20 protein-coding genes and 1 pseudogene are annotated in these 25,423 nt (G+C 53.7%); 10 read left to right on the top strand and 11 right to left on the bottom strand.

Annotated elements, in window-relative coordinates; all coding sequences use genetic code 11:
• The first annotated feature begins 5 nt into the window (after positions 1-5).
• Positions 6-557: a dTDP-4-dehydrorhamnose 3,5-epimerase gene (rfbC, locus tag E2F50_RS03165; protein WP_133314591.1), complete on the top strand. Its 552-nt coding sequence runs from the start codon at positions 6-8 to the stop codon at positions 555-557.
• Between the two features lie 19 nt (positions 558-576).
• Positions 577-1,488 carry an NAD-dependent epimerase/dehydratase family protein gene (locus E2F50_RS03160; RefSeq protein WP_133314590.1) on the top strand — a complete coding sequence of 304 codons (912 nt, stop codon included), beginning with the start codon at positions 577-579 and terminating at the stop codon, positions 1,486-1,488.
• Positions 1,489-1,822: 334 nt separating this feature from the next.
• Here E2F50_RS03160 and E2F50_RS03155 read toward each other — a convergent pair whose 3' ends face one another.
• The 6 genes from E2F50_RS03155 to E2F50_RS03130 all read right to left on the bottom strand — a co-directional run bounded on the left by E2F50_RS03155 (position 1,823) and on the right by E2F50_RS03130 (position 9,431).
• A complete protein-coding gene (locus tag E2F50_RS03155; RefSeq protein ID WP_245515276.1) occupies positions 1,823-4,018 on the bottom strand; it encodes a glycosyltransferase family 2 protein in 2,196 nt (731 codons plus the stop codon).
• A 210-nt stretch (positions 4,019-4,228) separates the two neighbouring features.
• Positions 4,229-5,497, bottom strand: coding sequence for a KpsE/RkpR family capsule polysaccharide export protein (locus E2F50_RS03150; protein ID WP_133314589.1), 1,269 nt, complete (start codon positions 5,495-5,497; stop codon positions 4,229-4,231).
• A gap of 20 nt (positions 5,498-5,517) precedes the next feature.
• A complete protein-coding gene (locus E2F50_RS03145) occupies positions 5,518-6,171 on the bottom strand; it encodes an ABC transporter ATP-binding protein (RefSeq protein WP_133314588.1) in 654 nt (217 codons plus the stop codon).
• Positions 6,168-7,478 carry a KpsE/RkpR family capsule polysaccharide export protein gene (locus E2F50_RS03140; protein WP_133314587.1) on the bottom strand — a complete coding sequence of 437 codons (1,311 nt, stop codon included), beginning with the start codon at positions 7,476-7,478 and terminating at the stop codon, positions 6,168-6,170. Before E2F50_RS03140 ends, E2F50_RS03145 begins: the two co-directional genes overlap by 4 nt.
• Positions 7,456-8,505 carry a hypothetical protein gene (locus tag E2F50_RS03135; RefSeq protein ID WP_133314586.1) on the bottom strand — a complete coding sequence of 350 codons (1,050 nt, stop codon included), beginning with the start codon at positions 8,503-8,505 and terminating at the stop codon, positions 7,456-7,458. The genes E2F50_RS03140 and E2F50_RS03135 overlap by 23 nt, the downstream gene beginning before the upstream one ends.
• Positions 8,506-8,639: 134 nt before the next feature.
• Positions 8,640-9,431 (bottom strand): class I SAM-dependent methyltransferase, encoded by a 792-nt coding sequence (locus E2F50_RS03130; protein WP_133315214.1) that lies wholly within the window; start codon positions 9,429-9,431, stop codon positions 8,640-8,642.
• Positions 9,432-9,975: 544 nt separating this feature from the next.
• Here E2F50_RS03130 and E2F50_RS03125 point away from each other — a divergent pair.
• From E2F50_RS03125 to E2F50_RS03110, 4 genes are all read left to right on the top strand, one after another.
• Positions 9,976-10,626 carry a class I SAM-dependent methyltransferase gene (locus E2F50_RS03125; protein ID WP_133314585.1) on the top strand — a complete coding sequence of 217 codons (651 nt, stop codon included), beginning with the start codon at positions 9,976-9,978 and terminating at the stop codon, positions 10,624-10,626.
• Positions 10,627-11,021: 395 nt separating this feature from the next.
• Positions 11,022-11,240 (top strand): transposase, encoded by a 219-nt coding sequence (locus E2F50_RS23630; RefSeq protein WP_133314584.1) that lies wholly within the window; start codon positions 11,022-11,024, stop codon positions 11,238-11,240.
• Positions 11,241-11,339: 99 nt separating this feature from the next.
• The gene (locus E2F50_RS03115) at positions 11,340-16,235 is read left to right on the top strand and encodes a rhamnosyltransferase WsaF family glycosyltransferase (RefSeq protein ID WP_133314583.1); all 4,896 of its coding nucleotides are present in this window, start codon (positions 11,340-11,342) and stop codon (positions 16,233-16,235) included.
• Positions 16,236-16,260: 25 nt separating this feature from the next.
• Positions 16,261-17,955 carry a hypothetical protein gene (locus E2F50_RS03110; protein ID WP_133314582.1) on the top strand — a complete coding sequence of 565 codons (1,695 nt, stop codon included), beginning with the start codon at positions 16,261-16,263 and terminating at the stop codon, positions 17,953-17,955.
• Between the two features lie 14 nt (positions 17,956-17,969).
• Here E2F50_RS03110 and E2F50_RS03105 read toward each other — a convergent pair whose 3' ends face one another.
• The gene (locus E2F50_RS03105) at positions 17,970-18,776 is read right to left on the bottom strand and encodes an ABC transporter permease (RefSeq protein WP_245515275.1); all 807 of its coding nucleotides are present in this window, start codon (positions 18,774-18,776) and stop codon (positions 17,970-17,972) included.
• Between the two features lie 215 nt (positions 18,777-18,991).
• Here E2F50_RS03105 and E2F50_RS03100 point away from each other — a divergent pair, with 215 nt between their 5' ends.
• The gene (locus E2F50_RS03100; protein ID WP_133314581.1) at positions 18,992-20,236 is read left to right on the top strand and encodes a hypothetical protein; all 1,245 of its coding nucleotides are present in this window, start codon (positions 18,992-18,994) and stop codon (positions 20,234-20,236) included.
• Between the two features lie 3 nt (positions 20,237-20,239).
• On the opposite strand, the gene E2F50_RS22890 is transcribed toward E2F50_RS03100, so the two are convergent.
• Positions 20,240-20,395 carry a hypothetical protein gene (locus tag E2F50_RS22890; RefSeq protein ID WP_161973964.1) on the bottom strand — a complete coding sequence of 52 codons (156 nt, stop codon included), beginning with the start codon at positions 20,393-20,395 and terminating at the stop codon, positions 20,240-20,242.
• An 83-nt stretch (positions 20,396-20,478) separates the two neighbouring features.
• Between E2F50_RS22890 and cysC the strand changes: the two genes are divergently transcribed.
• Positions 20,479-21,117: an adenylyl-sulfate kinase gene (gene cysC / locus E2F50_RS03095; protein ID WP_425375348.1), complete on the top strand. Its 639-nt coding sequence runs from the start codon at positions 20,479-20,481 to the stop codon at positions 21,115-21,117.
• A 554-nt stretch (positions 21,118-21,671) separates the two neighbouring features.
• Here the strand turns inward: cysC and tnpC are convergent.
• Together tnpC and tnpB are read right to left on the bottom strand one after the other, a co-directional pair.
• Positions 21,672-23,284: pseudogene (gene tnpC, locus E2F50_RS03090) on the bottom strand (IS66 family transposase).
• Positions 23,285-23,339: 55 nt separating this feature from the next.
• On the bottom strand, positions 23,340-23,705 hold the full coding sequence (tnpB, locus tag E2F50_RS03085) for an IS66 family insertion sequence element accessory protein TnpB (protein ID WP_133314579.1): 366 nt from the start codon (positions 23,703-23,705) through the stop codon (positions 23,340-23,342).
• Here tnpB and E2F50_RS03080 point away from each other — a divergent pair.
• Together E2F50_RS03080 and E2F50_RS03075 are read left to right on the top strand one after the other, a co-directional pair.
• A complete protein-coding gene (locus E2F50_RS03080; RefSeq protein ID WP_133314578.1) occupies positions 23,637-24,506 on the top strand; it encodes a M41 family metallopeptidase in 870 nt (289 codons plus the stop codon). The two genes, tnpB and E2F50_RS03080, sit on opposite strands and share 69 nt — an antisense overlap.
• Positions 24,503-25,036: a hypothetical protein gene (locus E2F50_RS03075; RefSeq protein WP_133314577.1), complete on the top strand. Its 534-nt coding sequence runs from the start codon at positions 24,503-24,505 to the stop codon at positions 25,034-25,036. The genes E2F50_RS03080 and E2F50_RS03075 overlap by 4 nt, the downstream gene beginning before the upstream one ends.
• On the opposite strand, the gene E2F50_RS22885 is transcribed toward E2F50_RS03075, so the two are convergent.
• Positions 25,021-25,176: a hypothetical protein gene (locus tag E2F50_RS22885; protein WP_161973960.1), complete on the bottom strand. Its 156-nt coding sequence runs from the start codon at positions 25,174-25,176 to the stop codon at positions 25,021-25,023. The two genes, E2F50_RS03075 and E2F50_RS22885, sit on opposite strands and share 16 nt — an antisense overlap.
• Positions 25,177-25,423 lie beyond the last annotated feature (247 nt).

The following is a 25,423-nucleotide window of genomic DNA, read 5'->3' as shown; positions in this document are numbered from 1 at the left end:
CTCAAGTGAAGTTCATCGATACTGGCTTGGAGGGTTGCACACTGATCGAGATCGAACCGATCGGAGACAACCGAGGTTTCTTCGCTCGGACATTTTGTTCAGAGGAATTCGCCAAGCGCGGACTGAACCCTGTTACGGCCCAATGCAGCATATCTTTCAGCGCCACGCGCGGCACCACGCGAGGCCTACATTTCCAGCATGGTACCGGCCTGGAGGACAAGCTTGTTCGATGTGTTCAGGGCTCGATATTTGACGTGATGGTCGACCTAAGGGACGGTTCTCCAACATTTGGCCGCTGGTTTGGCCAGATTTTATCGGCCGAAAACAACCTGCAGCTTTATAGCTCCAAGGGTTTTGCTCACGGGTTCCAAACTTTGACAGATGATTGTGTGGTGAGTTACCAGATAGCTCAGCCGTATGACGCCGCGTTGAGTGCCGGCGTTCTCTGGAACGATCCTGACATTGGCATCGAGTGGCCGTTGGAGCCGACTGAACAGTCATCACGCGATCTTGTATTTCCCAGGTTGCGAGAGATGAAATCAGGCGTTTTGCCATGAGCGTCGAGATGGATGTCGGATGAAGCGTCTTCTCATTACAGGTGCGTCGGGCTTCGTTGGCCGACATTGCGCATTACTGGCAGTTAAACAAGGTTACGACGTCTGGGCGACGCGTTCGGGCAGGTCAAGAGAGAACGCCGCATTAGACGTTGAGGGAGTCAATTGGCGCACGGTTGACTTATTGAAGCCAGGCGGTCTGGAAGACGTGTTGGAGGAAGCGCAGCCGACGCATGTCCTTCACACCGCATGGGTGACCGAGCACGGCTCCTACTGGTCGTCGCCCGCGAATTTAGATTGGCTCGCACTTGGCGCACGCTTTTTCCGGCGTTTTAGCGAACTTGGCGGCCAGCGTTTCGTGTCTGCTGGCACCTGCGCCGAGTATGACTGGTCGCACGGTTATATGGTGGAAGGAACAACGCCGGATGCACCGTCGACATTCTATGGCCGTATAAAACTCGCGCATCATCAGTCGCTGATGGCTGCTGCGGAAGGGCTAGGCTTCAGTGCGGCGAGTGGGCGAATATTCTTCGCCTATGGCCCTCACGAAAACTCCGCGAGGCTAATCCCTTCGCTTTGCACCTCTCTTCTAGCGAACTCATATGCCGAAATGGGAAGTGGCATGTTTTTCCGCGATTTCATGCATGTTGATGACGTCGCATCGGGATTTCTTGCCCTTCTGGAGTCCGAACTCACAGGAATATGTAATGTTTGTTCCGGTGAGCCAACGCGGCTGCTCGATATCGCTCTTGCGCTGGGTCGGCTAAACGGCCGAGCCCACTTGATTCGGCCCGGTGCCCGTAGAGACCGAGAAAGCGACCCTAAAATGGTCGTGGGATCCAATCGAAAACTTCTTTCAACGGGGTGGGAGCCGAAAGTCGGATTGGATGAGGGACTGAGCGGCGCCTATAAATGGTGGAGTCGCGTTCTATAAATCCGAAACTTAACTTTAAGTACCGCTGCGAATTTCGCATTTTTAGGGGGTTATGATACATCCAGCGCATTTCCTCGACGCTTACCCTTGCCCGAAACTCCCAACCGCCTCCAACTAGGTAATGTGCTTTTTGGGAACATAGGGTGGCTAAATTCCTCAGCTAACGATTTCGTCAGGGACGCTGTCGAATGGTCGTCTTATAAGGGTTTGATCACCATGGCCATGCCGTTCTTTGCCCAATCGAAGGCCGCTTCCAACTATGATCATCGCCGATGGCGGTGATCGACAGATAATAGCATATCTGGATGCTAGACCTGCGCGGCTTTACATAGAACTAGCGGCTAGGCACTCCGCCACCCCGCGGTGGATACAGAATTTGAGGGACTATCATGCGCGGCACAGACATGTCGCGACTTAGGTTGGGATTCAGAGCAAAATCTTGAAAATCTTCGGTGCTATGCAACTTTCGGAGATGGCTCTTCTCCATTTCGAAGCGCCTGATTTTATCTTCGCCGGTTTCCGGGCCTCGCGACAACGATTCATGGTGATACAGACAAGCAAAAGGCGTCCAGACGATACGATAACCGGCTTTGGAGGCGCGAAGGCAGTAATCGACATCGTTATAAGCGATCGCAAAATGATCCTCATCCCACATCCCGACGGCTCGTGCGCATTCAGCGGAAATCAACATAACCGCACCGGTGACACATGTGAATGAGTTGCGCACGTGCAGTCGGTTCATCGCGCCGCCGTAATCCTTCGGCGACCTAAGGTACCAGTGTCCGGCCAGTCCGCCAAACCCTACTATAATGCCAGCGTGCTGGATCGTATCATCCGGGAAGAGCAATTTTGCTCCGACGATCCCCGCATCTTTTAAAGACAAGCAGGAGGCCATTTCCTTCAGCCATTGGTCCTCTATGACTTCGACATCGTTGTTGAGGATCAGAAACGCGCCCCCTTTAGACGCTTGCATGCCTCGATTTATAGATCGCGAGAAATTGAAAGGCTCAGACTTCATCAGTACGGAGAAGCTAGCCTCATTCCGCTCCCACATCTTGTAAAGATCAAGGACATTCTGATCCGTGGTGCCGTTGTCGACGACAATGACTTCATAGTCCGGATAATCCGTCCGTTCATATACATCGGTTAGAATGCGGGAGATCAAGGCAAAGCTATTTCTGCTCGGAATTATAATCGATATCTTTGGCCAAGTTAGCTCATTCGTATCAAATACCGGCCGATGAAGTGTTGCGGTTATCGCAGATGTGACCTGTACGCGATCGCCATAACGGGCGAAATGGTCCTCGAGAGCATTCCTCGCATTTATCGTTGCTTGTTTCAGGAAGGTCTGTGAGTAGGTATTGCTCGTTCTGCGCCACCAATATGCAGGAAACGGCAGGTGCAGGATCTCTTCCTCGTTCTGACCGTGCAAGTATCGTAAGAGGGTATCGTAATCCTGGGATCCATCGAAGCCCGATCTCAGATATCCGATCTGCCTAAGGCGATCGTGGCGATATATCGAGAAATGGTTGATGTAGTTCAGACCTGTAAGCAATACTGCATCGTATGCAGGCTTCAGGAGCGTCCCGATAGGCTTCAGGCTATCGTCGACGATCAATTCGTCGGTATAGAGGAACGTCGTTTTTCGGTTCTCCGAAAGTGCTTTTCTGATGAGTTTGAGAGCATGAGGCGCAATCATGTCGTCATGGTCGAGAAAGGTAATCCATTCGCCCTTCGCTTCTAAAAGACCTGCGTTGGTTGCTGACGCAATGCCGGCATTTTCAGAGTTCATGATAATCTTTAAGTTGTTTCTTTCCTTCCGGGAAAGAAACCATTGGCGGGTATCGTCGGAATTGGAGCCATCATCGCTGAAGATCAGCTCCGCGCCATGCTGATCCTGGTTATCAAATGAGCTCAACAGATCGTCCAGGTGGCGCGCCGACGCGTTATAAACCGGTACAATGATGCTGAGCCATGGCTCAATTTGATCATAGGGTGACGGAGTTTCGCGGGCCGCAAGTGCATAGGAGGCCTGAACAAAACGCGTAAGCAAAGGACTTTTACTAGAGGAAAAACGCGGGACCTTCAGTCGGAAACGCGGCAAAACGCCGAGCTCCGCCTGCTGGGTCGACTCCACCCCGTCGAGCAGTTTGACGTAGGCCGTAAGTGCAGCCTTGGAAGGGAACGTTTTCGCCTCCATGCGGAAGGTGGAGGGTTTGCTACATGGATCCAGTCGGAAGCTACGGATGAGACCCAACCTGCCGACGTCGGCTGTAATCAGGAAAGAACCAGCCGTAGACAGTATCATGGAATCCTGTTCCCGAAAGCCTTTGCCTCTGTCTATGTAGACCCTCGGGTCGAGCGTTTTCCCATTTTCAGGGGTTAGGTGGATGAGGACGAACGCGTCTCGCATCACGTTGTAGCTCAGCTTAAATGCAGGATCTTCGCCGGTTGCCTTCCACATGGCGTCCGTGTTTGTTTCCCCGCTCAATTTTTCGACATCACTAATGGGTACTACAGTCAGTGCCAAGGAAGATGGCCTCTCATGATGATTTGGTTTCTGGACTACGGTTCAGCTTCCCGCCCGTCCAAACGTGGGGGCAATGCTGCTACCGACGGGCTACGGGTATCAGTTTGTAACGGAGGACCCAGCGCTGTATCCAGTTTTCATTGACGTAACGCTTCCGCAGGTCAACAGCGTCGGTACGTGATTAGACTAGCCGCCTTTGCAACTGCTTCATCAGTTTAATCGGGTGCGGACAATGGACAGCAAACCAAGCGAAGCACTCCAGGCAAGAAGGCTAATGACGACGACACAGCCTATCCAAAGGCCTCGGTGTGGATATTCCGCCTCCTCAGGTAAAGTCGGAGACAGAAACGGATCCAAATATACGAGCTGCTGCTTGCTGACAAACTGCACCTGTTCCACCGTCTTCACCGATGCTGCGAATTGCCGTTCAGCAAGGGTCTGCTCTAGCTCAAGCTGAGACAAATCGAGGGAAGTGTCTGCTAAGCTCCCTCGGTTGCCTTTTTGGCCGGCAAGTTGCAATTTTAGGTCGTCAATCTGGGCCTGCTTGCTGGCAATTTCCCTGCCTAGCACCAGCATTTGCGGTGCTTTGCGTGAAACCGAGACCAGTTGAGAATTGTATTTTTGCTGAAGATCCAGCAGTTGCGTCTGGGCATTGGCAAGCAGGGAGGTAATGATGACCGATGCTCCCCCGACATCCAGGACACCTGTTTTGTTTCGCGCTGCCTGGAGATGCTCACGAGCTGTTTGCAACTGCGCAGCTCCATTTCGGAGATTCGCCTGAGCGGTTTCGATCACGTCTTTCCAGATGCGGTTGTTGATGTCGTTCACCACCCGCTCTGATGCATCGACGACATGTTCGAGAATCCGACGAGCATCTTCGGGGGAAAATGCACGCACCTTAACCGTAACAATCCCACTGGAAGCACTGACGCCGGTGGAGACCATGTCTCTCCAATAATCAAGTAATTCTTCGGCCGTGGCATCCGGCTTCAACCTGGCTAATGGGTCTATATTCGCATCGCTGTAAATTTTCCGGATATTGGCGTCTTTGGATAGCGCGGTGGTCATCTCCCCGCTCAAGATGTAGTTGATTGCTATCTGTGTGTCCTGAGCGATCTTTGCCGTCGGCAGCCCCGTCACCTTTGCGATCTGGTCTTTACCTAAGGCCGGTGTGGAGGATCTAACTGTGAACCGTGCCTCGGACTGGTATTGGTCGGTCGCGATGAAGCCATAGTAGGTCACTGCCGCTGCAATCGGAACAATCAGCAGCAAGACGGTCAAAAGAGCAACGCCAGCCGCGAAAATGCGGTCGATAACGCGAGGTCGCAATCCAACTGCCTTGAACAAGCTGCTGCGATTGGAGGTCGCTAGACGAAGCTTTCTCGCTGTGACCGACAGGCGATTTGCGACATTACGGTTATAGTCGAGGACCGCTGCCGAGCGATCTTCGGGGGGGGGCAGATGTTCGTTATTGCTCATTTAAGCCGAGCCTATGTCAGTTATCTGTTAAGCCGATAATATGCCTCTATTGCAGGCTCTACCTGATCAAAGAACAACACTCGCCCGTCTACGAGCACCATGGCCTTGTCGCAATAAGACTTGATGATGTCCATCCCATGGGAAATCATAATGACGTCGGAATTCTTGCGTCGAGTTTCGAAAGCCACCCGGCATCGCTCCTGAAAGCGCGCATCGCCGACTGCGGTAATTTCATCTACTAGGTAGCAATCGAACTCGATTGCCATCGACAGACCAAACGCAAGCCGGGCGCCCATGCCGGATGAATAGGTTCTAACCGGCGCATTGATGTAATCTCCAAGCTCGGCGAAATCTTCCACGAAACGGCTGACGCGGATCGGATCCTCTCCATAAGCGCGGGCAACAAATTTCAGGTTGTCTTTGCCTGACATGTTAGGATGAAACCCTCCCGAAAATCCGAGCGGCCACGACACCCTTACATCCTTCTCAATGCGCCCAGAATTGGGAATAATCGTCCCGGCGATCATTCGCATCGTGGTGGACTTTCCGGCACCATTGACACCTAAAAGGCCGTACGAGGTACCTGATGCAAATTCGATGTTCGCCTTTTCGAGAATCACCTTTCGATGCTGTTGCGTCTTGAAATGTTTCGACACGTTGGCGAAGCGGATCATAGCCGATGATCCTCCACCGACGCCCATAGCAACATCAACGTCCCCCACAGTACGAGCAGCCCAAGACCGATGATCAAGGGGGTGGACACGCGATTTGGAAAGAGCGCCTCCTCCGGTAGGGACGGATGAACGAAAATCATGACGTATAAAGCTTTCCGCAATGACGCTGCCAGTGCGGCGTTATAGGTTGTTCGCGCCGCCTCATAGAGCTTTTCGGACACCAGGCGTTCGGTTTCCAACTTGGAAAAATTGAGCAGGTGCGCAGCCATACTGGCATTTTCCGGACCTGTTAGTTGTGATTGAAGACGTGAGACCTGGGCGTCCACGCTGCTCTGGGTTCTTACCAGCTGTTCATACGCCGGCGAAGCTTCTGCTGAGGACTGCTTCAAAACAAACAGCCGAGTTTCAAGCTCAAGTTTCTGCGCCAAAAGGGTCGTCAGTAGCTTACCTGTTTCCTTCGCCTGCACTTCCGGGCTCAAAAGTCCCGCCTGGGTCTGAAACTGGTTCAGTGAATACAATGACTCGCCATAGGCCTTTCCGGCCTTTTCGACCTCGCTCCGGATGCCTGCCACCATATCCTGCTGGGCACGACGGTTCAGCTCATTGATCAGGTTTTCGCTTTCGACCAGTATCGCCTCGACGAGAGCTTTGGAATCTTCTGGCCGAAATGTTCGAGCCCTCAGTGTGATTATTCCGGACGGGCCATCGATATAGGCAGTAACCTGTTTTTTCCAATAGTCTAGGAAAGCCTCCACGGAAAACGCCGGGTCGGAACTTGAAAGGAAGTCAATTCCATCACGGGCAAACATTGCCCGGTAATCGATAACCTTGCCAAGCCGTGCCAACAATTCCGGTGAATGGATAAAACTGGTGATGACAAAGGCATCCTGCGGGGCGACATCCAAACCAATGACGCCGCTGTCGACACCGTCAGTTTTTCCCTGATCCGCCAGAGATCGAACGGCGAAATGAGCTTCTGCCGTGTATTGATTGCTTGCCAGGAAAACAAAATAGGAAAGGCAGCCAAGAAAGGGCAGCATGACGATCAAAAAAAACGACAGGAGGCGTATCGGAGGATGGCCGCCGGGTGCTCCTTCCAACTGCCCGCCATAGTTTTCTGTTGTCGTCACTTCGACAACATAGTCAGACAGCCTTTTTTTCGAATGCAGCGCGTTGCGAGCCCGCGTAAACGGCAGAAAGCGAGAAATAGGTCGCACTGGCGCGGCTATGATCTCGATGCCGTCTTCATCTACGGACTTCGTCGCAGTCTCAAGGTTCGCCGTGCTAGTGTGTTCTCTGATCTCCATAGCTTATCGCCTGCCTAACATAGTGGTCCAAAATAAGGTCTTCTTCGAGCATCGCCTCTGCGATCGGTAAGCTGCGTAGTTTCCCCGCGATCATGTCGAGAAGTCCTTGCCGGGCCGGAATTACAAGATCGTCAGCGGAGATTTCGAGCAGGCTTGCAACTGCTTTCTGAAATGTCTGGATATCACTGTTGTGCCCAACGATTGTGAACCGCGACAGGAGATCTATCGCGGGTGCAATATCTCGCCTGCTTGCGCCTTGCTCCGGAGATGTGGTGGCAAGAAGGCGGGTAAGAGGTGACGATAGAACATCGCTGACTTTTTGAGGAGCCTTTTTCAGAAGCGTCTTCAACGAGGACACATCATCGAGATTAGCGTCTTTCAAATATTCGGCGGCTGGTCCGAGAATGAGTTTGTCGCGGTCTCCTATAAAGGAGATATGTGTCGTCGCCATTCTCTTCAAGAGAAGCAAGCGCAAAGCCATCTCGTAATACGGATCCGACAGCATCGTAATGCCAAGAAATCCTTTGTCCAAAAAATGCTCGTAGTTTCGAAAGAGCAGCCGGCCACTCAGATAGATAGAGTCTGTAGAATGGAGATGGAACGCTTGCAGGGCGGTCTCATGTCCAAATCGCTCGATGGAATGAAGTTCATAATGAAAGTTCTGTCCGCAAACCCTGTCGAGCCTCACCATCGGCAGAATTTGCGTTTCGAGCCGTATAATCTTCTTTTGGATAACCGGTGCCCTTTGTGGTCGGCGATAAACCAGCAATCCCGTCTTGGCATCCTGGATCGTAAGGGTATGTCGGCTTGCAAGCATGGGGATCATCGACTCATCCAGTCTGAAGCCGACCACACCGCTTTGGTGGCGGCCCGCCGCACTAACTGCAGGCCTAAGCTGGTCGCATGGAAATACGCCTAGATCCCCACTCTCATCTGAAACCCGAATGCTGGTTGGCTCTGAGAAACCATCAGGAACAAGGTAGCCTTCGAGTGCTTCGCCTGTATCAATCTCGATTCCGAATAGCAATTAGAATGACTCCCGAGTTCGGTTCGGACTTATCGAAGCTAATGATCTGTTCGGCAGTCGGCAGTTTTGCCGTCCCGAAATGCCTGTGCTATCGGGCGCCGCCGGAAGATTGAAGCTTTACTGTGTGGCCAGATTCAAGCTTGCACAACGCGTTTTGCAAAAATCGAAAAGGATGGACCATTGGGGTGCTTCGGGTCCTCATGAGCGACCTCCAGATTCCCAAACCCGAGCCCTGAGAGCAACGAAATAATGTCCTGCCGGTGCATCCAGTAATGTCGGTCTCTCATTCCGCCGCAGAAATTGCTGTTCGTATTTGCTTTGAAATACCCCCGTTCGTAATACCGGACAGGCACACCTCCAACCTCCCGGGTCTCGACGTTGCCGGTAAGGGGTTGCCTACGAGAATCACCCGGTGGCATTGCCGCATCGTCGAAGTAGTGCGTCCATATATATAGGTTATCGCATCTTGCGGCCATTTTCGCGATGAACTGCGCGGGGTCAGCCATATGGTACAGAACGCCCGATGCAATAATCAGGTCATAGCGCAATTCTTTTTCATCAAGCCACTTGAGTGCATCACCCAAGTGAAACTTAGCGCGGTCGATGTTCAGAATTTCTTTGGTTATAAGACACCGAAGGAAACACTGAGTATTTGCCTCTATGGCATCGATGATTGCTGGCCTGTGCTTGTTGAGAATATAGGTATGCATCCCCTCCAGAGGGCCAACTTCCAAGATTCGGCGCTCTTGGATCTGCTCCATTTGCGCAACTGCCCAAATGATTCGGTCATCTGCAAAAAGAGGATGCGTTCCTCCCCAAATTTCGGCTTCCGGTGGAAAGGCGGACGTCCATCCGCTGACAGCGTCTACCGCAGTCTGGTTGCTGGGACTGTCAAAGCAGTACTGCTCGAAGACGTTGTCATCCATGCTATCGGCCGCGGTCTTTTTCGAACGGAAAAAATTTCTGAGCTTTATCAAGTCACGCATCCACGCATAGGGTGTTTAGTTTTAGGCCACTCATAGTCGGCAGAGCTAGAAAACGCAAACCGCACGTTATAAGTTATTCAAATTATAAAGGTTTCTTTGGGTGATCTGAGAGCCAGCGGATCGTATTATAGGGAGCAATGGCCAGATAAATGCTTTTAAGTAGATGAGTGCCGATGGCCATGTCTGGCGCTACTGACACTGATCTGAAATTCGAATGATTCGGGCGCGCGCGGTCTGCAGTTGGACCGGTGAGAAGCGCTTTAGTTGGCGCCGATGGAATTATGAATCCAACATGATGAAACAATGCGGCTGCACCGCTTGAACGGCTTTGGTCGAATGACATGGAATCTGTTGGTGCCGCGTTGCCGTCGATGTTGCGGCAGAACGAATCTCCGGTACAAGCTTCGCACTCTGAAAGCTATACCGTTGGTTTAACGGCAGGCTTGATTTACTGTGATGCAGGGTTTCTAACAAGGACGAACGAATGAGCGGCTTCTTTCATCAGTTTGGGCAGCGCAAAGCTAAGAACGAGGGTGGGCATCTTACACCGGAGCCTTACGAGCCTCAGGTCCGCGTCGAAGATGTGTTTTATCAGCGGTTGGTTGACGCCGACAGGCAGCGGGTTCTAGAGGTTGGAACGCTACAGGCTGTCCCGGGCCGTTCTACGCATTCCATGTCGCTGTTTCCGTCCGTGCAGCCCAAGAATTATGTCAGGTTGGACATCATCGACGGTCCTGACGTCGATGTCGTTGGTGACCTCCACAAACTGCCTAACGACTGGAACAACCGGTTTGACTGCTTTGTCGCCCACGCCGTTTTCGAGCATCTCGAGCGTCCATGGATTGCTGCCAAAGAGGTTGCACGTGTGCTTGCGCCGGGTGGGCGGTTCTTGGTCAAAACCCACCAATGCTTTCCGATCCACGGCTATCCCAGCGACTTCTTCCGCTTCAGCGATGCAGCCTTGAGGCTCATTTTCGAAGATGCCGGATTGGTCGTCGACGCGTGCGGTTATGACTACCGGTGCATGATCATTCCGCCCAAGGAGATTGTGCCTGAAGCGCATCTTAGCGGTTGGAACAAGGAGTTTCCGTCGTACATCCATGTTGGCGCTACGGGATATAAGCCGATCGGATAATTGTTTGACAGGTAAGGGACAGGTGTCATGTCTGGTATGCCCATCTGGCGGCTGAGGCGGGATGGACAGCGAAGCGCTATGTGACAAAGGGTCGTCGATCCCGTTCCATTGGATATCGACCGCAAGTACGGATGTTGGGATGACGGTCTGTCACCCGACACATTGGATCAGGATCCCAGTTCGGCACGGAACGCAGAGACAACAGGTGTCGCCAAGGTCGGCATCCGGCAAAGATCGCGACGCTAGCGTGCGGTTCGTAGAACCCTTGGACCGCTTCACCCCATCTGCTGCTCAGATGTAATCGTAGGTTTCTGCGGCCGTAGCAAACGATAGCTGAGCGAGGACGTCGATATGGCATAGCTGAAGCTCGTCGAATTTCGTAAAGACAGCACGCAATGAGACTCGCTGCCATGGAGATTTTGACAGACGTCGAGCGTTGGCGCGACTGGTCCAATGACGAAAAGCTTTCAATACTGCAAGAGGCGTCCGACCCAGATGCGAGGATTGCCAACGTAGCGCATTGGCACGATATCAAGCCGCGGCAGATTTATACCTCGCGGCGGAAGTTCGCTGTTTCACGATCATCGAGACCGAATGATAGGGTAGAGACGTGAGCCGATGCCCTCCTTCGCTCTCATGAAAATGGCCTTGCACTATTGCGACAGCCCTCAGTGGTTCATATAAAAGTGCCATCTTCAGTTGAGGGTAGTTTCATGCTTGTGAGGTATTTCGTGACGTTTCTGAGAAGCTGGTTTGCTAAATTAGAAAATGGAAAGCGCGAAAGTGCATCTGGAAGCAAGAAATTTCGAACTCGCGTCTATCAGGCAATAGCAGAGAGTGGCGAGTTTAACCGGGACTTCTACAACCAACAGTATCCGGATGTTGCTCGGAGCAAGATAGATCCCCTCAGGCATTATATAAGATACGGCGCCGGTGAAGGGCGAAATCCTAGTGCAAGATTTGATACCCAGTTTTATATGTCCGCCAATCCGGATGTCGCCAGCTCTGGCCTAAATCCACTGTTCCATTACGTGGTACATGGAAAAATCGAAGGGCGTTCCGCAGCTCCTGCTGGAACAAGCAGCTTGACAGAGGCGGCTCTTTTTGATGAGCCATTCTATCTTTCGACATATCCTGACATTGCAGCGGCAGGTGTAGATCCATTTAGGCATTACCTGACCTCAGGTCATTGGGAAGGGAGAAATCCAAACAAATTCTTCTCTTCGGCGTGGTACTCGGCGTTGAACAGAGACAGCATTTCGGCCGGCCAGAACCCACTCAAGCACTATCATGAATTCGGATGGAGAGAGGGTCGTGATCCTCATCCGAATTTTAGCGTTAGGGAATATTTGGCGCACTATCCCGATGTTGCCCAGGCCGGGATCGACCCCCTCGTTCATTACCTCAGGAGCGGCGAGAAAGAAGGACGGCAGGCATTCGCTAGCACGCTCGCTCCGCCGGCGTCAGAGCTTTATTACAGATCGGGCGAGCTTCTTGCTTCATCAGTCACGAGATTAAGGGAAGATGGCCTTCGGGGCCTTGAGAAGAACTTTGGATTTGTCCCTCTTAATGTAGTTGTGGACCCGGTATCTATCAGAGACCCTGCGTTGCTCATTCTGCTCCCGGGGCTGAACAGGAGATACGCAACCGGTGGGCCAAACACGGCTTATATCCTAGGTTGCCTGCTTGCCGCAGAGGGTGTCCCGGTAAAGTTTGTCTCAGTCGACGCCCCAGCTGATCAGGATCTTGGGCCGCTGAAGGAGCATCTACTCAAGTTAACGGGCTTGAAGCCTGATGATCTCGGCATAGAATTTCTCGATGCCCACGCTCGCGACTTGCCGATTACCTTGAATTATAATGATATCTTGTTGGCAACGGCATGGTGGACGGCTCAGCCAGCCAAAGCCGCACATTCTTTACTTCGTAGTCCACGTTTTGCTTATCTGATACAGGACTACGAGAGCATGTTCTATGGTCTCTCGGTCCTCCACGCCTTTGCAGATGAAACATACGGGTATAATCATATTCCTGTAGTAAATACGAAGCTTCTTCTGGATCATCTTGTAGATGAGAAGGTAGGGCGGTTCGCTGATGCAAGTTTTGCAAAAAGCGCTTTGTGCTTCGACCCAGCTGTCGACAGCGAGCATTTTTATCCTGCCAAAAATTCCAAGAGAACGACGCGTCGGCTTCTATTTTATACTCGGCCAACCATGGCCGAGCGTAACCTGTTCTGGCTCGGCGTCGCCTCTCTTAAAGCGGCGGTTCTGGCGGGAGCATTCGGAGACTCCGGCTGGGAGTTCATCGGCATGGGCGAAAATTTCGACCCAATACAGCTCGGACGAGGCTATGTACTCAAACCAGCGGAGTGGATGGATTTTGCTGGTTATGCTCAGCTGATGAGGGAGTCTGATCTGCTTCTATCGCTGATGTTATCGCCGCACCCAAGTTATCCGCCACTTGAATTCGCTGCTTGCGGCGGCGTGGTGATCACAACCACTTATGGCAGCAAAACCCCAGAGCGACTTGCAGAACTCTCGCCCAATATCATTGCGGTGCCAGCCACGTTGGATGAATTAGTACCAGCGATAGTTAAGGGAAGACTAAGGTACGACAACCAGAGTGAAGCACCTGCGATGGTTCCTCTGCCAACTAGCTGGGTCGAAAGCCTTTCGGAGGTCATCCCAGGGCTCATCAGCGAGCTTGAGAAGGATGGACTAACCCGGAAGGCTCGTTTGGTGAAGGTAGAAGGGGATTCGCCTGTTCCGAATGAGGTTCCATCTCCGACCTATTCCTTACTCAATAAGCTTTTCATGGATCGAGCAAGACGGTATACGGCCTCTGAAGACACGATGACGGTTTCTGCTGTGATCCAAATTGCCGGCCCGGGAGAGCTTGACGTTGTCTTGCCCGCCTTTTCATCGCAATCTCGCGACCTTGTAGAGCTAGTTATACAGGTTCCTGAAAAATACCGCAGTAAAGCTCAAAGTTATGTTGCGTCGCGGAGCCATGGTGCGGAACCAAGGATTCTTTCGCGCGATGCATCTATGCGAGAAATCGCGGCTGCAACCACTGCCGACTACATCGTATTTGTAGGACCGGACGGAACGGTCTCTCAAGACGCGTTCGCGGTAGCAAGAGCCTTCGCTGAGCAAACCGGTAGCCCATCGCTGATAGTCGCGGACGGCTACAACGTCTCGGGATCGTCTGGTTCTTTTGATCCGCTGATGAGGACTGGATGGGATCCGGTAATTGCCCACTTCGGTGGTTTTGTTCCTGGCTTCATAGCCGTTGGCCGCAAGTTGGTCGAATCTAGCCCTGAAGACTTCAAAAATGTCGGCCAGATCTTAGCGGATGGGGACAACATCCATCAGTCTGTTCATCTGCCGGAGCAGCTGTGGTTAAGCTTCAAAGGATTAGTACAGAACACGGCGCAAGTGCGGCGCCCCTCATGGATAATCCCTGTTGAAATTCAGTTGGCCGAAGTAATCGAGAGGGATCAACTGTTGGCGGCTATCGCCGAAACGTCATCCGAGATCGTAGCCCTTATCGGCAAATCGACCGCAATTGGAACTCCAGACTACGCAAGTGTAAGTCGGGTTTTCGAGCAATTTCCCGACACTGTGATGGTCGGAGGTCGCGTTAGTTGTTCCTCAGATAAGTTAGGTCGCGGGATCGTCTTTGGGTATGACGGTCTCTTTGGTGACCCACACAATAACTCGATTGACCTGCCGTACACCGTTAATGCTGTCTCTGCGCGACTTGGTTGGGTGAAAGTGTCCCATCTGCGAGAGGCTTTGAAGGATATGCCAAAAAGTTTCGGCATTGACCTCCTTGGCCTCTGGTTGGGAGTTTACGCTAGTGAGACTAGGAATCGAATTGTCTACCTGCCGTCGTATAAGGCCGAGGTGACTTCGACCGATGCTGATTTGTCCAACGCTGATATGCTGCATTTGGGACGAAGGTTGAGGAGCTCTGACTATCGAGCGCGCGGCTATGCACCTAACCTGAACTTCAGCTCAAAGCGCACGTATGAGATTCAAGCGGGATCGTATGCGACTCCTGCTGGTGTTGCCTATGCTGAGATGCCTGTCGTGGACTCGGAAATTGAAGTGCGACGGGACGCCCCGTCGTTCGGAATTTTGACGACTGTCTATATCCGCACCGATGCCTCGCTCTTCCGTGAGACCGCAGGTTGCGTGATGGCACAACTCGACGAACTGGCAGAATGGGTCGTCTTAGCCAATGGTCCGGTCACTCCCGAAGTGGAGGGAGTGCTGCGGGACATAGGTAGTCACGCAAGCGTCCGTGTATTGCGTTGCCCAGTAAACTTAGGGATCCATGGCGGCACGCGTAGATGCCTTGACGAGGCAAGCGCGGAATATCTGATGGTCCTAGACGCGGACGATCTTCTGGTCCCGGGTTCAGCCGCGCTGGTAAGAAATGCAATATCAGAAGCGGGTAATGCGAGAATCTTCTACACCGATGAGGATCTATTAATCGGTGGACGGGCGGTGCATCCTTTTTACAGACCAGACTACGATCCCGCTCATCTACGAGCTCATTCTTTTATCTGGCACGCCATCATTTTCCACAGACCCACCGCGCTCGAACTCGGAACATTCACGAATGGCGATGCCGAGTATGCCCAAGACTGGGACAACCTCCTGAGGTTCGAACTAGCTGGCCATCATCCGGTTCATATCCCGTCTGTGGTCTATCACTGGCGGCAGCACACTAACTCTCTTTCAAACAGCGGATCTACGTTTGAAGGCAGCATCAGATCCGTACGGAACTCTCTTGAGATGATCCGGGCCGCCCAGCCATCTCCAGACAACTTCCAGGTCGTCAAGTTCCCTGGTGACATGGGCGCCCCAGACTTCTTGATCAAGAGATTGCCCAAGAATATTCCCCCAATCGTCCGGCTGCAGTTAGGTGAAGGGCGTCCTGATGACCTCGAAATCCTAATGGGTAGCGTAGATGTGCCGGCATCCAGAGGGCGGAGCGGGTTTAAGATCCTTGAAGACCATGCAAGCCCTGTGAATAGTGACCTTGTTTTGATAGCCGGCCCTAGCGTCAATCTGATTGATCAAGACAACGTGCTACATGCTCTCAGGCACCTAGAGATGATCGACACTGCTGTTGCAGTATGCGGACCGGTTGCCAAATTGGATGGAGAAATCGTCCGGGGGGCTGGTGTTTACACCGGGCCCGACATTTTGGTCGACCCGTATATGGGTAAGTCCTTCTTCCAGAGAGGAGAGGAGATGTTGTCCGCCCTTAAGCCGGTATGCGTGGGGGCGCTGAATCTGGATCTTCTGCTGGTTAGGAAGAATTTCCTTATCGACGCAATGGCGGAAGCGCCTGTGAACCTTCCTCTCCGGAGCCTCGGGGTCTGGCTGGGTATTGTCGCCGAAAGGCGTGGGCTACACGTAGTATATGAGCCTTTGTTCAGGGCTTTTGCTGAGAAGCCGGCAGATCTAATGACTGACACCATGGAACGCGCATCTGTCGCGCCATCCGTGCTGAGGGAGGCGTCGAGCCAGCCTACGCGACGACCCATAAGAGGGCATGCCGCCATGTTGGCGTCACGTAAGATTCACTCCCGTTAGTATTGTCATGGAACGCCGAGAACTCATGAAGCGAGCTCTAGTGGTCGCAGCTTTTGCAGCGGCCCGCCCTCATGAGTCTTTCTCGGACACCATGCCTGATCTTGACTCCAGGCTTCAGCGGATCTCCGGTCGCAATAGCTTCGGCGAGTTAGACATCAATGGCAGCGCCTACCTGGCAGAAGGCAGCCGAAGCGGCATCTTTGACTGGATAGCCGGGGATCATTCGGATCTTATAGCGGCAGACTTAGAACAAGGTATCTACCTAAAATCGGGCGATCGATCAGCAACAGCTGGTGCATGGGTAAGGCGATTTTCTGGGCCATGGAATGCGGCATGGTTTGGCATGAGTTCGGAAAACCAGGGAGCAGCTAATGTTCGCGCTTTCAAGGCCATGCTCGCTCTTGCCGAGACAGGAAGAGCGGAGATCACCTTCCCGCCCGGTAGGTATATGCTCAATGAAAAAATCGAGGTTATTACAGGATTTTCTCTAAGCGTGCTGAGCGACAACGCCGGGTTAGTGGAGCTAGTTTGGTCGAATAGTGATGGCGGCCTCAAAATAACTTTTGCTGACATAACGAAGCCGCCGACAATCCGCGCAATTGACTTCATAACGACTTCGATAGGGGGCGGCACAGCATTAAGTGTCGTTGGGCCGCAGGCAGATTTTGGTTTTCAGAACGGGCCGGCGCTTGAAGACATCGATGTACGTGGATCAGACCCCTCGCGACATTACTGGCAGAACGGCATTTCCCTAAAAAATGTCTGGTACCCGTACGTTCGAAGGGTTGATCTAAAGGGTCGAACGAACGTCGCAGTGGCAGCGACAATGTCAAATGGTCTGCATCTCCATAATTGCCAGGCGCCTCAGGTGCGGGATTGTTACTTCTTACACATGGAGCGGGGCATCAAAGCTACAGGGACGAAAGTAGAAGGCTTTAACCTCACGGGCGGAGAGATTGTTGGAGTGAATTATGGCGTAGATCTTGACGCCTCCCTATTTAATGCGTGCATTTCAATCCACGATCTGCACATCAACGCCTATTCCTGCTGCGTCCGTCTAAGAAACATCGGGCAGATGGCTCTCCATGATTTGCATTTATACAAAACGCCAATTGGGAGCACCTACTGGCAGGCAATAGAGGCCATCAATTGCCACGCACTCAGGATACATAACATACTCCTGTCGACCACGATGCTTGGATCGGGTGGGGCTGACGGCGTTGTTCTCAACGGCTGCACCTACTGTCTTGTGCACGACATTACTGCCGAAGCGTGGCGGGGCGGTGGCACCATGGTCGTCATATCAGGTGGGCCAAGTGAAAAGAACCAGGTTCGAAACATTGCACCTGGTCGGCTGTCTCCCGAGCTCAAATCAGTTCGTGTATCGAATGATGTATTGGGCAATAATCGTTTCGACGACGTTGCTGTAGCGTCACGTCAGAGGTTCAGAGATAAAGACGCTACACCAAGCGTACGAAATGATCTCAACGGTCATTGGCAGTTCGCAAACGCGCTACCTGTCTCTGTTACGTGCTTCACCGATGGGCTCGATGGACAACAAATCACTGTGCTTTTCGCCTCAAGCAAAACAACTTTGACGCACAACTCAAAGCAAATTCTTCGAAACGGCTCTGATGTTCGGCCCCCTGATGGAGCGATCATGACTTTCCGGTATCAGTCCGACGGTGACCTCTGGCGCGAAGAGCAGCGAAATTTTTGAGTGTCCACTTGCTCTCAGCCCTCGAGCAACCGGCGACGGATCAGTCGCTCCAACATCATTCCAGCAAACAAACACATTAGCCCAAAAAAAACTGTGTATTCTCGATCGAGAAGCTTATCGCTATAGGTGGGATAATACGCAACGCGCATCCACTCAACACACTGAAAGACAGGGTTTAGCGACAGCGCATATCCAATCTCGGACGGAAGTGATGCTGCGACGAAGAGAGTGCCAGATGAGATGTATATTACGATCGAGAACAAAGCGTAAGCAGTGACCACAAGAGGCGTCACCGCTGCTAATACGCCAAACAAAGTGCCTGTTCCGATAGCAACAAGCAAAGTGGCGAGATAAGCAGAAACAGCATCGGCCAGGTCATAAGGCCAAGGGTCGTCACCTATCAACTTGAGAATCAGAACCATCAATGCTGCAGTTGCAAACGCGCCGATTACTTCAAGATAAGCGCGAGCGAAAAGAACATCTAGCAGCTTCACGACGGGAAACGACATCATCGGCCGGTTCGATAAGACCGAATACTGCATGAACCTTGATACGTAGAGGAAGCAAAGAGTTGGCACCAACCCGGTCGCAAAGAACACCGTGGCACTTTCTCCATAGGGTACAGCTCGGCCGCTGAAGTGATACATGGCGAGAAGAATTAGCATATGCGCTAGGGGCCAAAGAGGCACGATCAAGAATCCTAGACCATGATCAAAAAACCGCGTGCGCACATCTCGCAGCACAACAGCTCGCATCACATTCGCCTTTTGACGGATCGCTAATTTGGTCGGGCTTGTGTGGTGGTCTTTAGCTAGGGGCATTGGTACTCTCACGCTACTTCAGGCCGAGGCTACCTCAGCTCCCAATGTGGCGCAATGACGACGCATTTGGCTTGTAGAGGGCGGGCGAAAATCAGTAGAGTGTTCGAAGGTGATCATTGGCGTAAGTGTCTACGCGCGATGGGTATTGCTGGTTGTAAGGCGGGCGCGATCTACATCTGATGGACGCTGCTACCCAGCTGGAATGAGGGGGTAAGGTGTCGAACCATTTGCTAATCGCTGGTACGGGCCGTTCTGGAACAAGTCTGCTTGTGAGGCTTCTTACAAAATTGGGGCTTGAAACACACGTATCGGCGTCGGGAGAGGCAAATTGGTATCTAGACGCTAACGCGGGCTTAGAGGACCTTGTCCATCATGCGGACGCAAAGCTGCCGTACGTTGCAAAGTCACCGTGGCTTTATGAGTTCGTGGATTCGGTCCTGGCGCGGGATGATATAACTATCGATGGCGTCATTATTCCGGTGCGAAACCTCGCTGAAGCTGCGAGTAGCAGAGTAGTCGTGGAGTTGCAAAACAGTCACCGCAACCACCCGTGGATGACAGCTGAAGATAAGGTTTGGGAGAACTGGGGGGCGACTCCAGGAGGCGTTCTCTATTCTCTCAACCCGCTGGATGAAGCCCGACTTCTGGCGGTTGGTTTCCACCATTTAGTGGAACGGCTGGCTAATGCGGGAATACCGACTTACCTTCTGGCCTTCCCAAGGTTCACCCACGACGCTGAGTATTTTTATTCAGTACTGAAAGGGTGCTTGCCCTCTGGCGTTAATGTGGAGGACGTCAAGGCGACCTACGAGGTAGTCGACCCCGACAAAATTCGCGTAGGAACTGAGATAGCTGGTGGGGCAGCCGAGAGGATCGTGAAGTCTCCTGAGAAATATCCGTCACTTGAAGAACTCGATAATGCAGCGCTGCGTCGAGAGTTGATAAAAATCAGGGGTGAACTTGTATCGTCAGCTGCCAGCCTTACAGAGACAAGTGCATCTTTGGCAGACTTCCAGGGGCGGAACGCTACGCTAGAGGAGGAACTGAGAGCAGTTCGTTCGCAGCAGTCTTCCCTACAGGAGGAGCTTGCGGCAAAGCTTCTTGCCGAAACTGCTACAGGGGAGAAACTTTCACTTCTTCATGCGCGCACCGTGGATCTTGAGCATGAGCTAAATGCCGCAGAAGCGCGGATCTTGGGGCTAGAAGAAGAGGTGGCTGCAAAATCTGCGGCTGAAGTAACGGCGAACGAAGAATTATCGATTTTTCGGGCACAGTGTCCTTTGATGGAGCGGGAGATAGAAGCACTGCGAATGAGGATTAGAGGTTTTGAGCGAGCTTTGTCTTCCAAGACAGAAGAACTGGAAAATGAACGTCTCGTCTTAAAAAAAGTTAGAGGCAGCGCGTCATGGCGGATTACAGCTCCCCTCCGGAGGGTCGGCCGGCTTCTTCCAAAGAATTGAAGCTTAGTTCTTTTGATGCGGTGGAGGTACTCTGCTTTTTACGTGGATCTTAGCCTCGAAGGCGATGCTGCGCTCGTTGCCGGATTTTACAATTTCGTTGAGCGAGAGGGTTGCGTCGGGGGGCTTCGTCAACAGTTCCTCAACCAGCAGATCGAACAATTCGTCTCCGGTTATGCGCAACCGCCACCACCAGCATATGGTTCTAAATGGACGGCATATTATCTGCAAACACTGAGACTGCAATGACCGACGATAAGAGTTGGCCTATCGACTCCAAACCGACAGCGAACGTAACGTGGCAGAAGACCACGCTAGATAGGCAGCGTCGTGCCAAGCTTTTGGGGCAGAGACCAGTGGTCATCTGGTTCACAGGTTTGTCGGGCTCCGGCAAATCAACCATTGCAAACGAGCTGGACATCCTTCTGCATGCTGAAGGTAGGCATACAGCCATACTAGACGGCGACAACGTCAGAATGGGGCTCAACCGGGATCTTGGTTTTACTGACGCCGATCGCGTCGAGAACATGCGTAGGGTGGCTGAAGTGGCGCGGCTCATGCTTGATGCAGGTCTTATCGTCATCGTGTCATTCATCTCGCCATTCCGCCTGGAGCGTGAGAGTGCAAGAAATCTGATAGATGCTGAAGACTTCGTTGAGGTGTTCATTGATACACCCCTGCAGGTATGCATCGATCGAGATCCGAAAGGCCTTTACGGAAAAGCTTACCGCGGCGAGGTCAAGAATTTTACTGGAATTGATTCCGCCTATGAGGTGCCTCTTGCTCCAGAGGTACATCTGAAGACGGTTGGCGCCAGCCCTGCCGGCAACGCTTCTGAGATCATGTATTATCTGAAACGCTGTCGCTGGGCGGAACGCGCCTAGCGAAGATGGATTTCTGCTGATAATTGTAGATCCCAGCCGCCAGTACGGCCGGATCAGCGTAATGTGCGGCCTGCCCTTGACCAGTTCAAAATTGAGTATGGCTTGCTTAGCCTCAGCCGTAAGCGCTGTTTGCCTCCACCTTGACTGCGGCGTTTGATGCCTTTCGAAGGCTGGAGCCGTCACGCAGATGGCGCCAACGAGGCATTGGCGGCTGGTCATTTCTCGCGGTGTGATCGCCCGCGAACAAACCCAATAACAAACACAACACTCAAGTATGCCATAATCGCCGAACCGCACAGCATTGTTAGTGCAAGGGGATAGAACAGGAAAGGGTCATCCGCGCTTGTGATGGCTGATCCACGTCTGCCGGGCAGCTTTCCATGAAAGGACCACGTAACAGAATAGGCAAGAAATGTTAGGCCTAGAAGGGAGAATCCTACGACCGCTGCCCACTTTTGAAACCAATCTCCCAAATCCTATCTTCGATATAGTGCCGATGATAAGCGCGGCGGCTCCCGTTTACATACACTTGAAGGCTGTTCAAATTGCTAACGTCAACCACTAAATTTGAAGCATTTTGTCGCCTCCGATGCAGCCACGTTGCCTTGCGTGCAGCACCAAGGTAGCAGTTCCTCAATGCGACTCTGCTTGTGGCCGTTGACGATGGCAGTGAGAGTGGAGGTCAGATAAGCCAGCGGATCGACGCCATTGAATTTACAGGTTTCGATCAGAGAGGCGATTGTCGCCCAATTCTCAGCCCCAGCGTCGTGTCCGGCAAAAAGCGCGTTCTTGCGATTGAGGGCTATCGGCCGGATTGTCCGCTCGACGGTGTTGTTGTCGATCTCGATGCGGCCGTCGGTAAGGAAGAGCTTCAATCCATCCCAGTATTTGCCGATATAGGCCGAAGCCTCGCCGAGTGGAGACTTGTTCGCGACACGGGCGCGGTGATGGATGAGCCAGGCATGCATGTCTGCGACCAATGGCGCTGACCGCTCTTGCCGTCTAGAGAGACGAGCCTCCGGATCAAGGCCGCGCAACTCGGCTTTGATGCGATACAGCTCTCCGATCTGCTTGACGCCGTCCTCGGCAATCGGTGCTGAGCCGTTGCAAATGATCTCCACCAGCTTGCGCCGGGCGTGTGCCCAGCAATAGGCAAGCCGGATGTCCGGACCAACGCGCTCAGGCGCGATCAGTCTGTTATATCCGGCATAACCATCGACCTGCACGACGCCGGAGAAGCCCTGCAATATCTGTTCGGCATGAATGCCTCCGCGACCGGGCGCATAGGTGAAAGCGACCCCTGGCGGAGCGCCGCCGCCCCAAGGGTGATCACCCCGTGCCAAGGCCCAGAAGTAACCGGTCTTGGTCTGGCGGGAGCCAGGATCGAGAACTGGAGCACGGGTCTCGTCCATGAACAGCTTGGATGAGTGCTTCAGGTCGGTAATCAGCGCATCAAAGACGGGACGCAATTCGAATGCTGCCCGTCCGACCCAGTCAGCCAGCGTGGATCGGTCGAGGTCAATGCCCTGGGGCTCATGATCTGGGCCTGCCGATAAAGCGGAAGGTGATCGGCATATTTGGAGACCAGCACATGGGCGACGGTCGCTTCCGTCGGCAGCCCTGCCTGGATCAGCCGTGCTGGTGCCGGAGCTTGAACGACTCCGTCTATGCAGGCACGGCACGCAAATTTGGGGCGACGGGTAACCATGACGCGGAACTGCGCCGGGACCACGTCCAGCCGCTCGGAAACATCCTCGCCAATGCAATGCAGGCAACCGCCGCAGGCGCAGATTAGCCTGTCTGGTTCGATCACCTCTTCGACACGCGGAAGATGCTTTGGAAGGGAGCCGCGATTGATCGCGCGTGGCTTGGCAATCCTTGTTTCCAGTAGGAACACCCGCCTCATCCTCGGCATGGATCGCGGCCATGGCCGTTTCCAAGTCTTCCAGCGCCAAATCGAATGGCCAGGATCGGTCTTCTCTGATTTGCGTCCAAAGGCTGCCTGCTTGGATGCCGCGACCAGCTTCTCGATCCGCTCATCCTTGCGGGCGATATGTTCGTCCTTGCTCGCTATCGCCACATCCTTGGCCGCCTCGCGGGCCTGCGCCGCGATCAGCATCGCCTTCAGAGCAGCAACATCATCGGGAAGATCGGCGGCATCAAGCATGGCCGGAACCTACCAAATCCCCCGCCGATTTGCCTTTGGAATTTACAGCCCTGAGTCATCGTGCCGCAGCTATTCGATGGTCTGGGGTTCTCGTCTGGACGGCATGAACTCGCCTCCAATCAAGCCCGGCAAACAGTGCCTTGAACTGAGCGTGGCTCAGTGTCATCAAGCCATCCCTGATTCCAGGCCAAGTGAACGTGTGCTCTTCCAGCCTCTTGTAAGCCAGGACGATACCAGAGCCATCCCAGTATATCAGCTTCAGCCGATCTGCTTTACGGGACCGGAACACGAAGATTGTTCCTGTGAACGGGTCTTTGTGCAACTCGTTCTTCACGAGCGCCGACAATCCGTCATGACCTTTACGGAAGTCGACCGGCTTGGTGGCTACCATGATCCGCACGCGGTTCGATGGAAAGATCATATCGTGGCCGCCAGGGCGCGAGCGATGGAAGCGATCCGGGCCGAAGACGCTCCTTCCTCCAGACGGATTGTGACCGGACCCACGACGATCTCAGCACGGGAAACGGCTTTGACCTTCGACGGCTCAGGGGATGGTGGCTCGACAGCTATGGCCGCAAACTCGACTGCGTCCTCCGGCTCTGGCAACACCAACTTCCCCCGCCGCGCCAGCCATGCCGTCGTCGCGGTCGCCACGGGTGCCCGCAAGGTCTGGCGCGTCTCTATCGAGAGCAGGGCGTCGGCCTCGCTGGAGCGTCAGATCCTCGGCGGCGCCGTGCTTGAGGGTGGGGAACTCGCAAACCACGGCAGGCAGTTCTACCTCGACAACATCGCGATCCATATGAGCGGCATGGCCGCGGAGCAGGTCTTCGTCGGTCACCTTGGGGACGGCGTCGCGTCCGACCTCAACGGAGCGACGCGCATCGCGATCATCCTCGACCGCAACCTGGGCATGAACGGCATGCTCGCCTCGTGGCTAGCAGGCGTCCACGAGCGACTGATCGACAGCGCCCGCCGGGTCGACGGCCCGCTGCTCAAGAGGATCGAACCTGTCCTGCAGGAGCAACTCGCACGCGCGAAGACCACCGTCGAATCCTACCGTACTTCGATCGAGGCTCTCTGGCTGGAGCTGATCGGGGTGGGGCATCTGACGGGACAGCAGATCGTCGACGGCCTGAAGCCGGACGACCGAAGGAAATGCCGACGCCGAAGACGCGCCGGAAAATCAGACAACGGCTGCACGGATAAAGGAGAGACAGCATGACCATCGAATCCATGACAACGACGGCGCCGCCGGAGGTCACCGGCTGGAAGGGCCTAAGCGACCCTGCCCACTTCGAGCAGCTGAAGACGGCCCTGTTCCGGTCGAGGGGCCGCGCCGGTTTCGACTGGGCGGCTCCCGACCGCATCCTCGACGACCTCCGGCACGTCGCCTATCGGCGCGGCCGTCAGGTCGCGGTGGTCTTCCAGTTCCTCGACCAGGATTTCATCGAGGCGGAGGAAGACCTGTCGATGGCGCAGGACGACCTGAACCGCATGTCGAGGAATCTGCCGTTCCTGCGGAAGGTTACGGCCGTTGTCGAAGAAATCGAATCCATTTGGGGTGAGATGTCGGATGTTGCCCGGCTGTTCATGGGATGGAGGCCGTATTCGGGGCAGTGGGCGTGGCCGAATCCTTTGTGGGTGGAAATGACGGCGGCGTTCCGAGAGGGGCGGGATGATGCGGATCGGCAGGAAGAGGTGGAGTGCCCGATCTCCCTCGTTAAAACGAGTTCCGCTTACCGCGACTTGTAGCGCTGCTCAATGTAGTCGATGTGTAGACGAAGTGCTTCTGATGCGGTGATAGCCTGGGCATCGGCGAGTGCTGCCAGTAGCGCTTCCGTCTCATCGAGTGGCAGAGCGGTGGGGGCAAGAACATGCTGGAACGGCTTCACGTCATGTTTCTCCGCCAGCTCGATGATCCTCGTGCGAGCGGTATTCTCGGGTGGAGGGAACGAGGAGGTTGGCAGATGGATGACGTCGTAGACAGGCCGCGGCTGGGCCTCGCTCTTTCAGGCGGCGGTGTTCGTGCGGCGGTGTTCCACCTGGGCGTTCTCCGACATCTTGCAGGTTGGGCCTTCTCGAGCACATCACGCAGATTTCAACCGTGTCCGGAGGCAGCCTGATCGTGGGCGCGATCTT

This window comes from Rhizobium deserti, assembly GCF_004358025.1.
Taxonomy (GTDB): domain Bacteria; phylum Pseudomonadota; class Alphaproteobacteria; order Rhizobiales; family Rhizobiaceae; genus Neorhizobium; species Neorhizobium deserti.
The sequence above is the reverse complement of the archived record's forward strand: the minus strand, read 5'-3'. Positions and strand labels throughout refer to the sequence as shown.

Excerpts from the sequence above, each read along its gene's own strand:
- E2F50_RS03145 (WP_133314588.1), bottom strand. The coding sequence starts at position 6,171 with ATGATCCGCTTCGCCAACGTGTCGAAACATTTCAAGACGCAACAGCAT.
- E2F50_RS03160 (WP_133314590.1), top strand. The coding sequence starts at position 577 with ATGAAGCGTCTTCTCATTACAGGTGCGTCGGGCTTCGTTGGCCGACAT.
- E2F50_RS03110 (WP_133314582.1), top strand. The coding sequence starts at position 16,261 with ATGAAGCGAGCTCTAGTGGTCGCAGCTTTTGCAGCGGCCCGCCCTCAT.
- E2F50_RS03130 (WP_133315214.1), bottom strand. The coding sequence starts at position 9,431 with ATGGATGACAACGTCTTCGAGCAGTACTGCTTTGACAGTCCCAGCAAC.
- E2F50_RS03125 (WP_133314585.1), top strand. The coding sequence starts at position 9,976 with ATGAGCGGCTTCTTTCATCAGTTTGGGCAGCGCAAAGCTAAGAACGAG.
- E2F50_RS03115 (WP_133314583.1), top strand. The coding sequence starts at position 11,340 with ATGCTTGTGAGGTATTTCGTGACGTTTCTGAGAAGCTGGTTTGCTAAA.
- E2F50_RS23630 (WP_133314584.1), top strand. The coding sequence starts at position 11,022 with ATGAGACTCGCTGCCATGGAGATTTTGACAGACGTCGAGCGTTGGCGC.
- E2F50_RS03140 (WP_133314587.1), bottom strand. The coding sequence starts at position 7,478 with ATGGAGATCAGAGAACACACTAGCACGGCGAACCTTGAGACTGCGACG.
- E2F50_RS03080 (WP_133314578.1), top strand. The coding sequence starts at position 23,637 with ATGACCTTTACGGAAGTCGACCGGCTTGGTGGCTACCATGATCCGCAC.
- cysC (WP_425375348.1), top strand. The coding sequence starts at position 20,479 with ATGACCGACGATAAGAGTTGGCCTATCGACTCCAAACCGACAGCGAAC.
- E2F50_RS03150 (WP_133314589.1), bottom strand. The coding sequence starts at position 5,497 with ATGAGCAATAACGAACATCTGCCCCCCCCCGAAGATCGCTCGGCAGCG.
- E2F50_RS03075 (WP_133314577.1), top strand. The coding sequence starts at position 24,503 with ATGACCATCGAATCCATGACAACGACGGCGCCGCCGGAGGTCACCGGC.
- tnpB (WP_133314579.1), bottom strand. The coding sequence starts at position 23,705 with ATGATCTTTCCATCGAACCGCGTGCGGATCATGGTAGCCACCAAGCCG.
- E2F50_RS03105 (WP_245515275.1), bottom strand. The coding sequence starts at position 18,776 with ATGCCCCTAGCTAAAGACCACCACACAAGCCCGACCAAATTAGCGATC.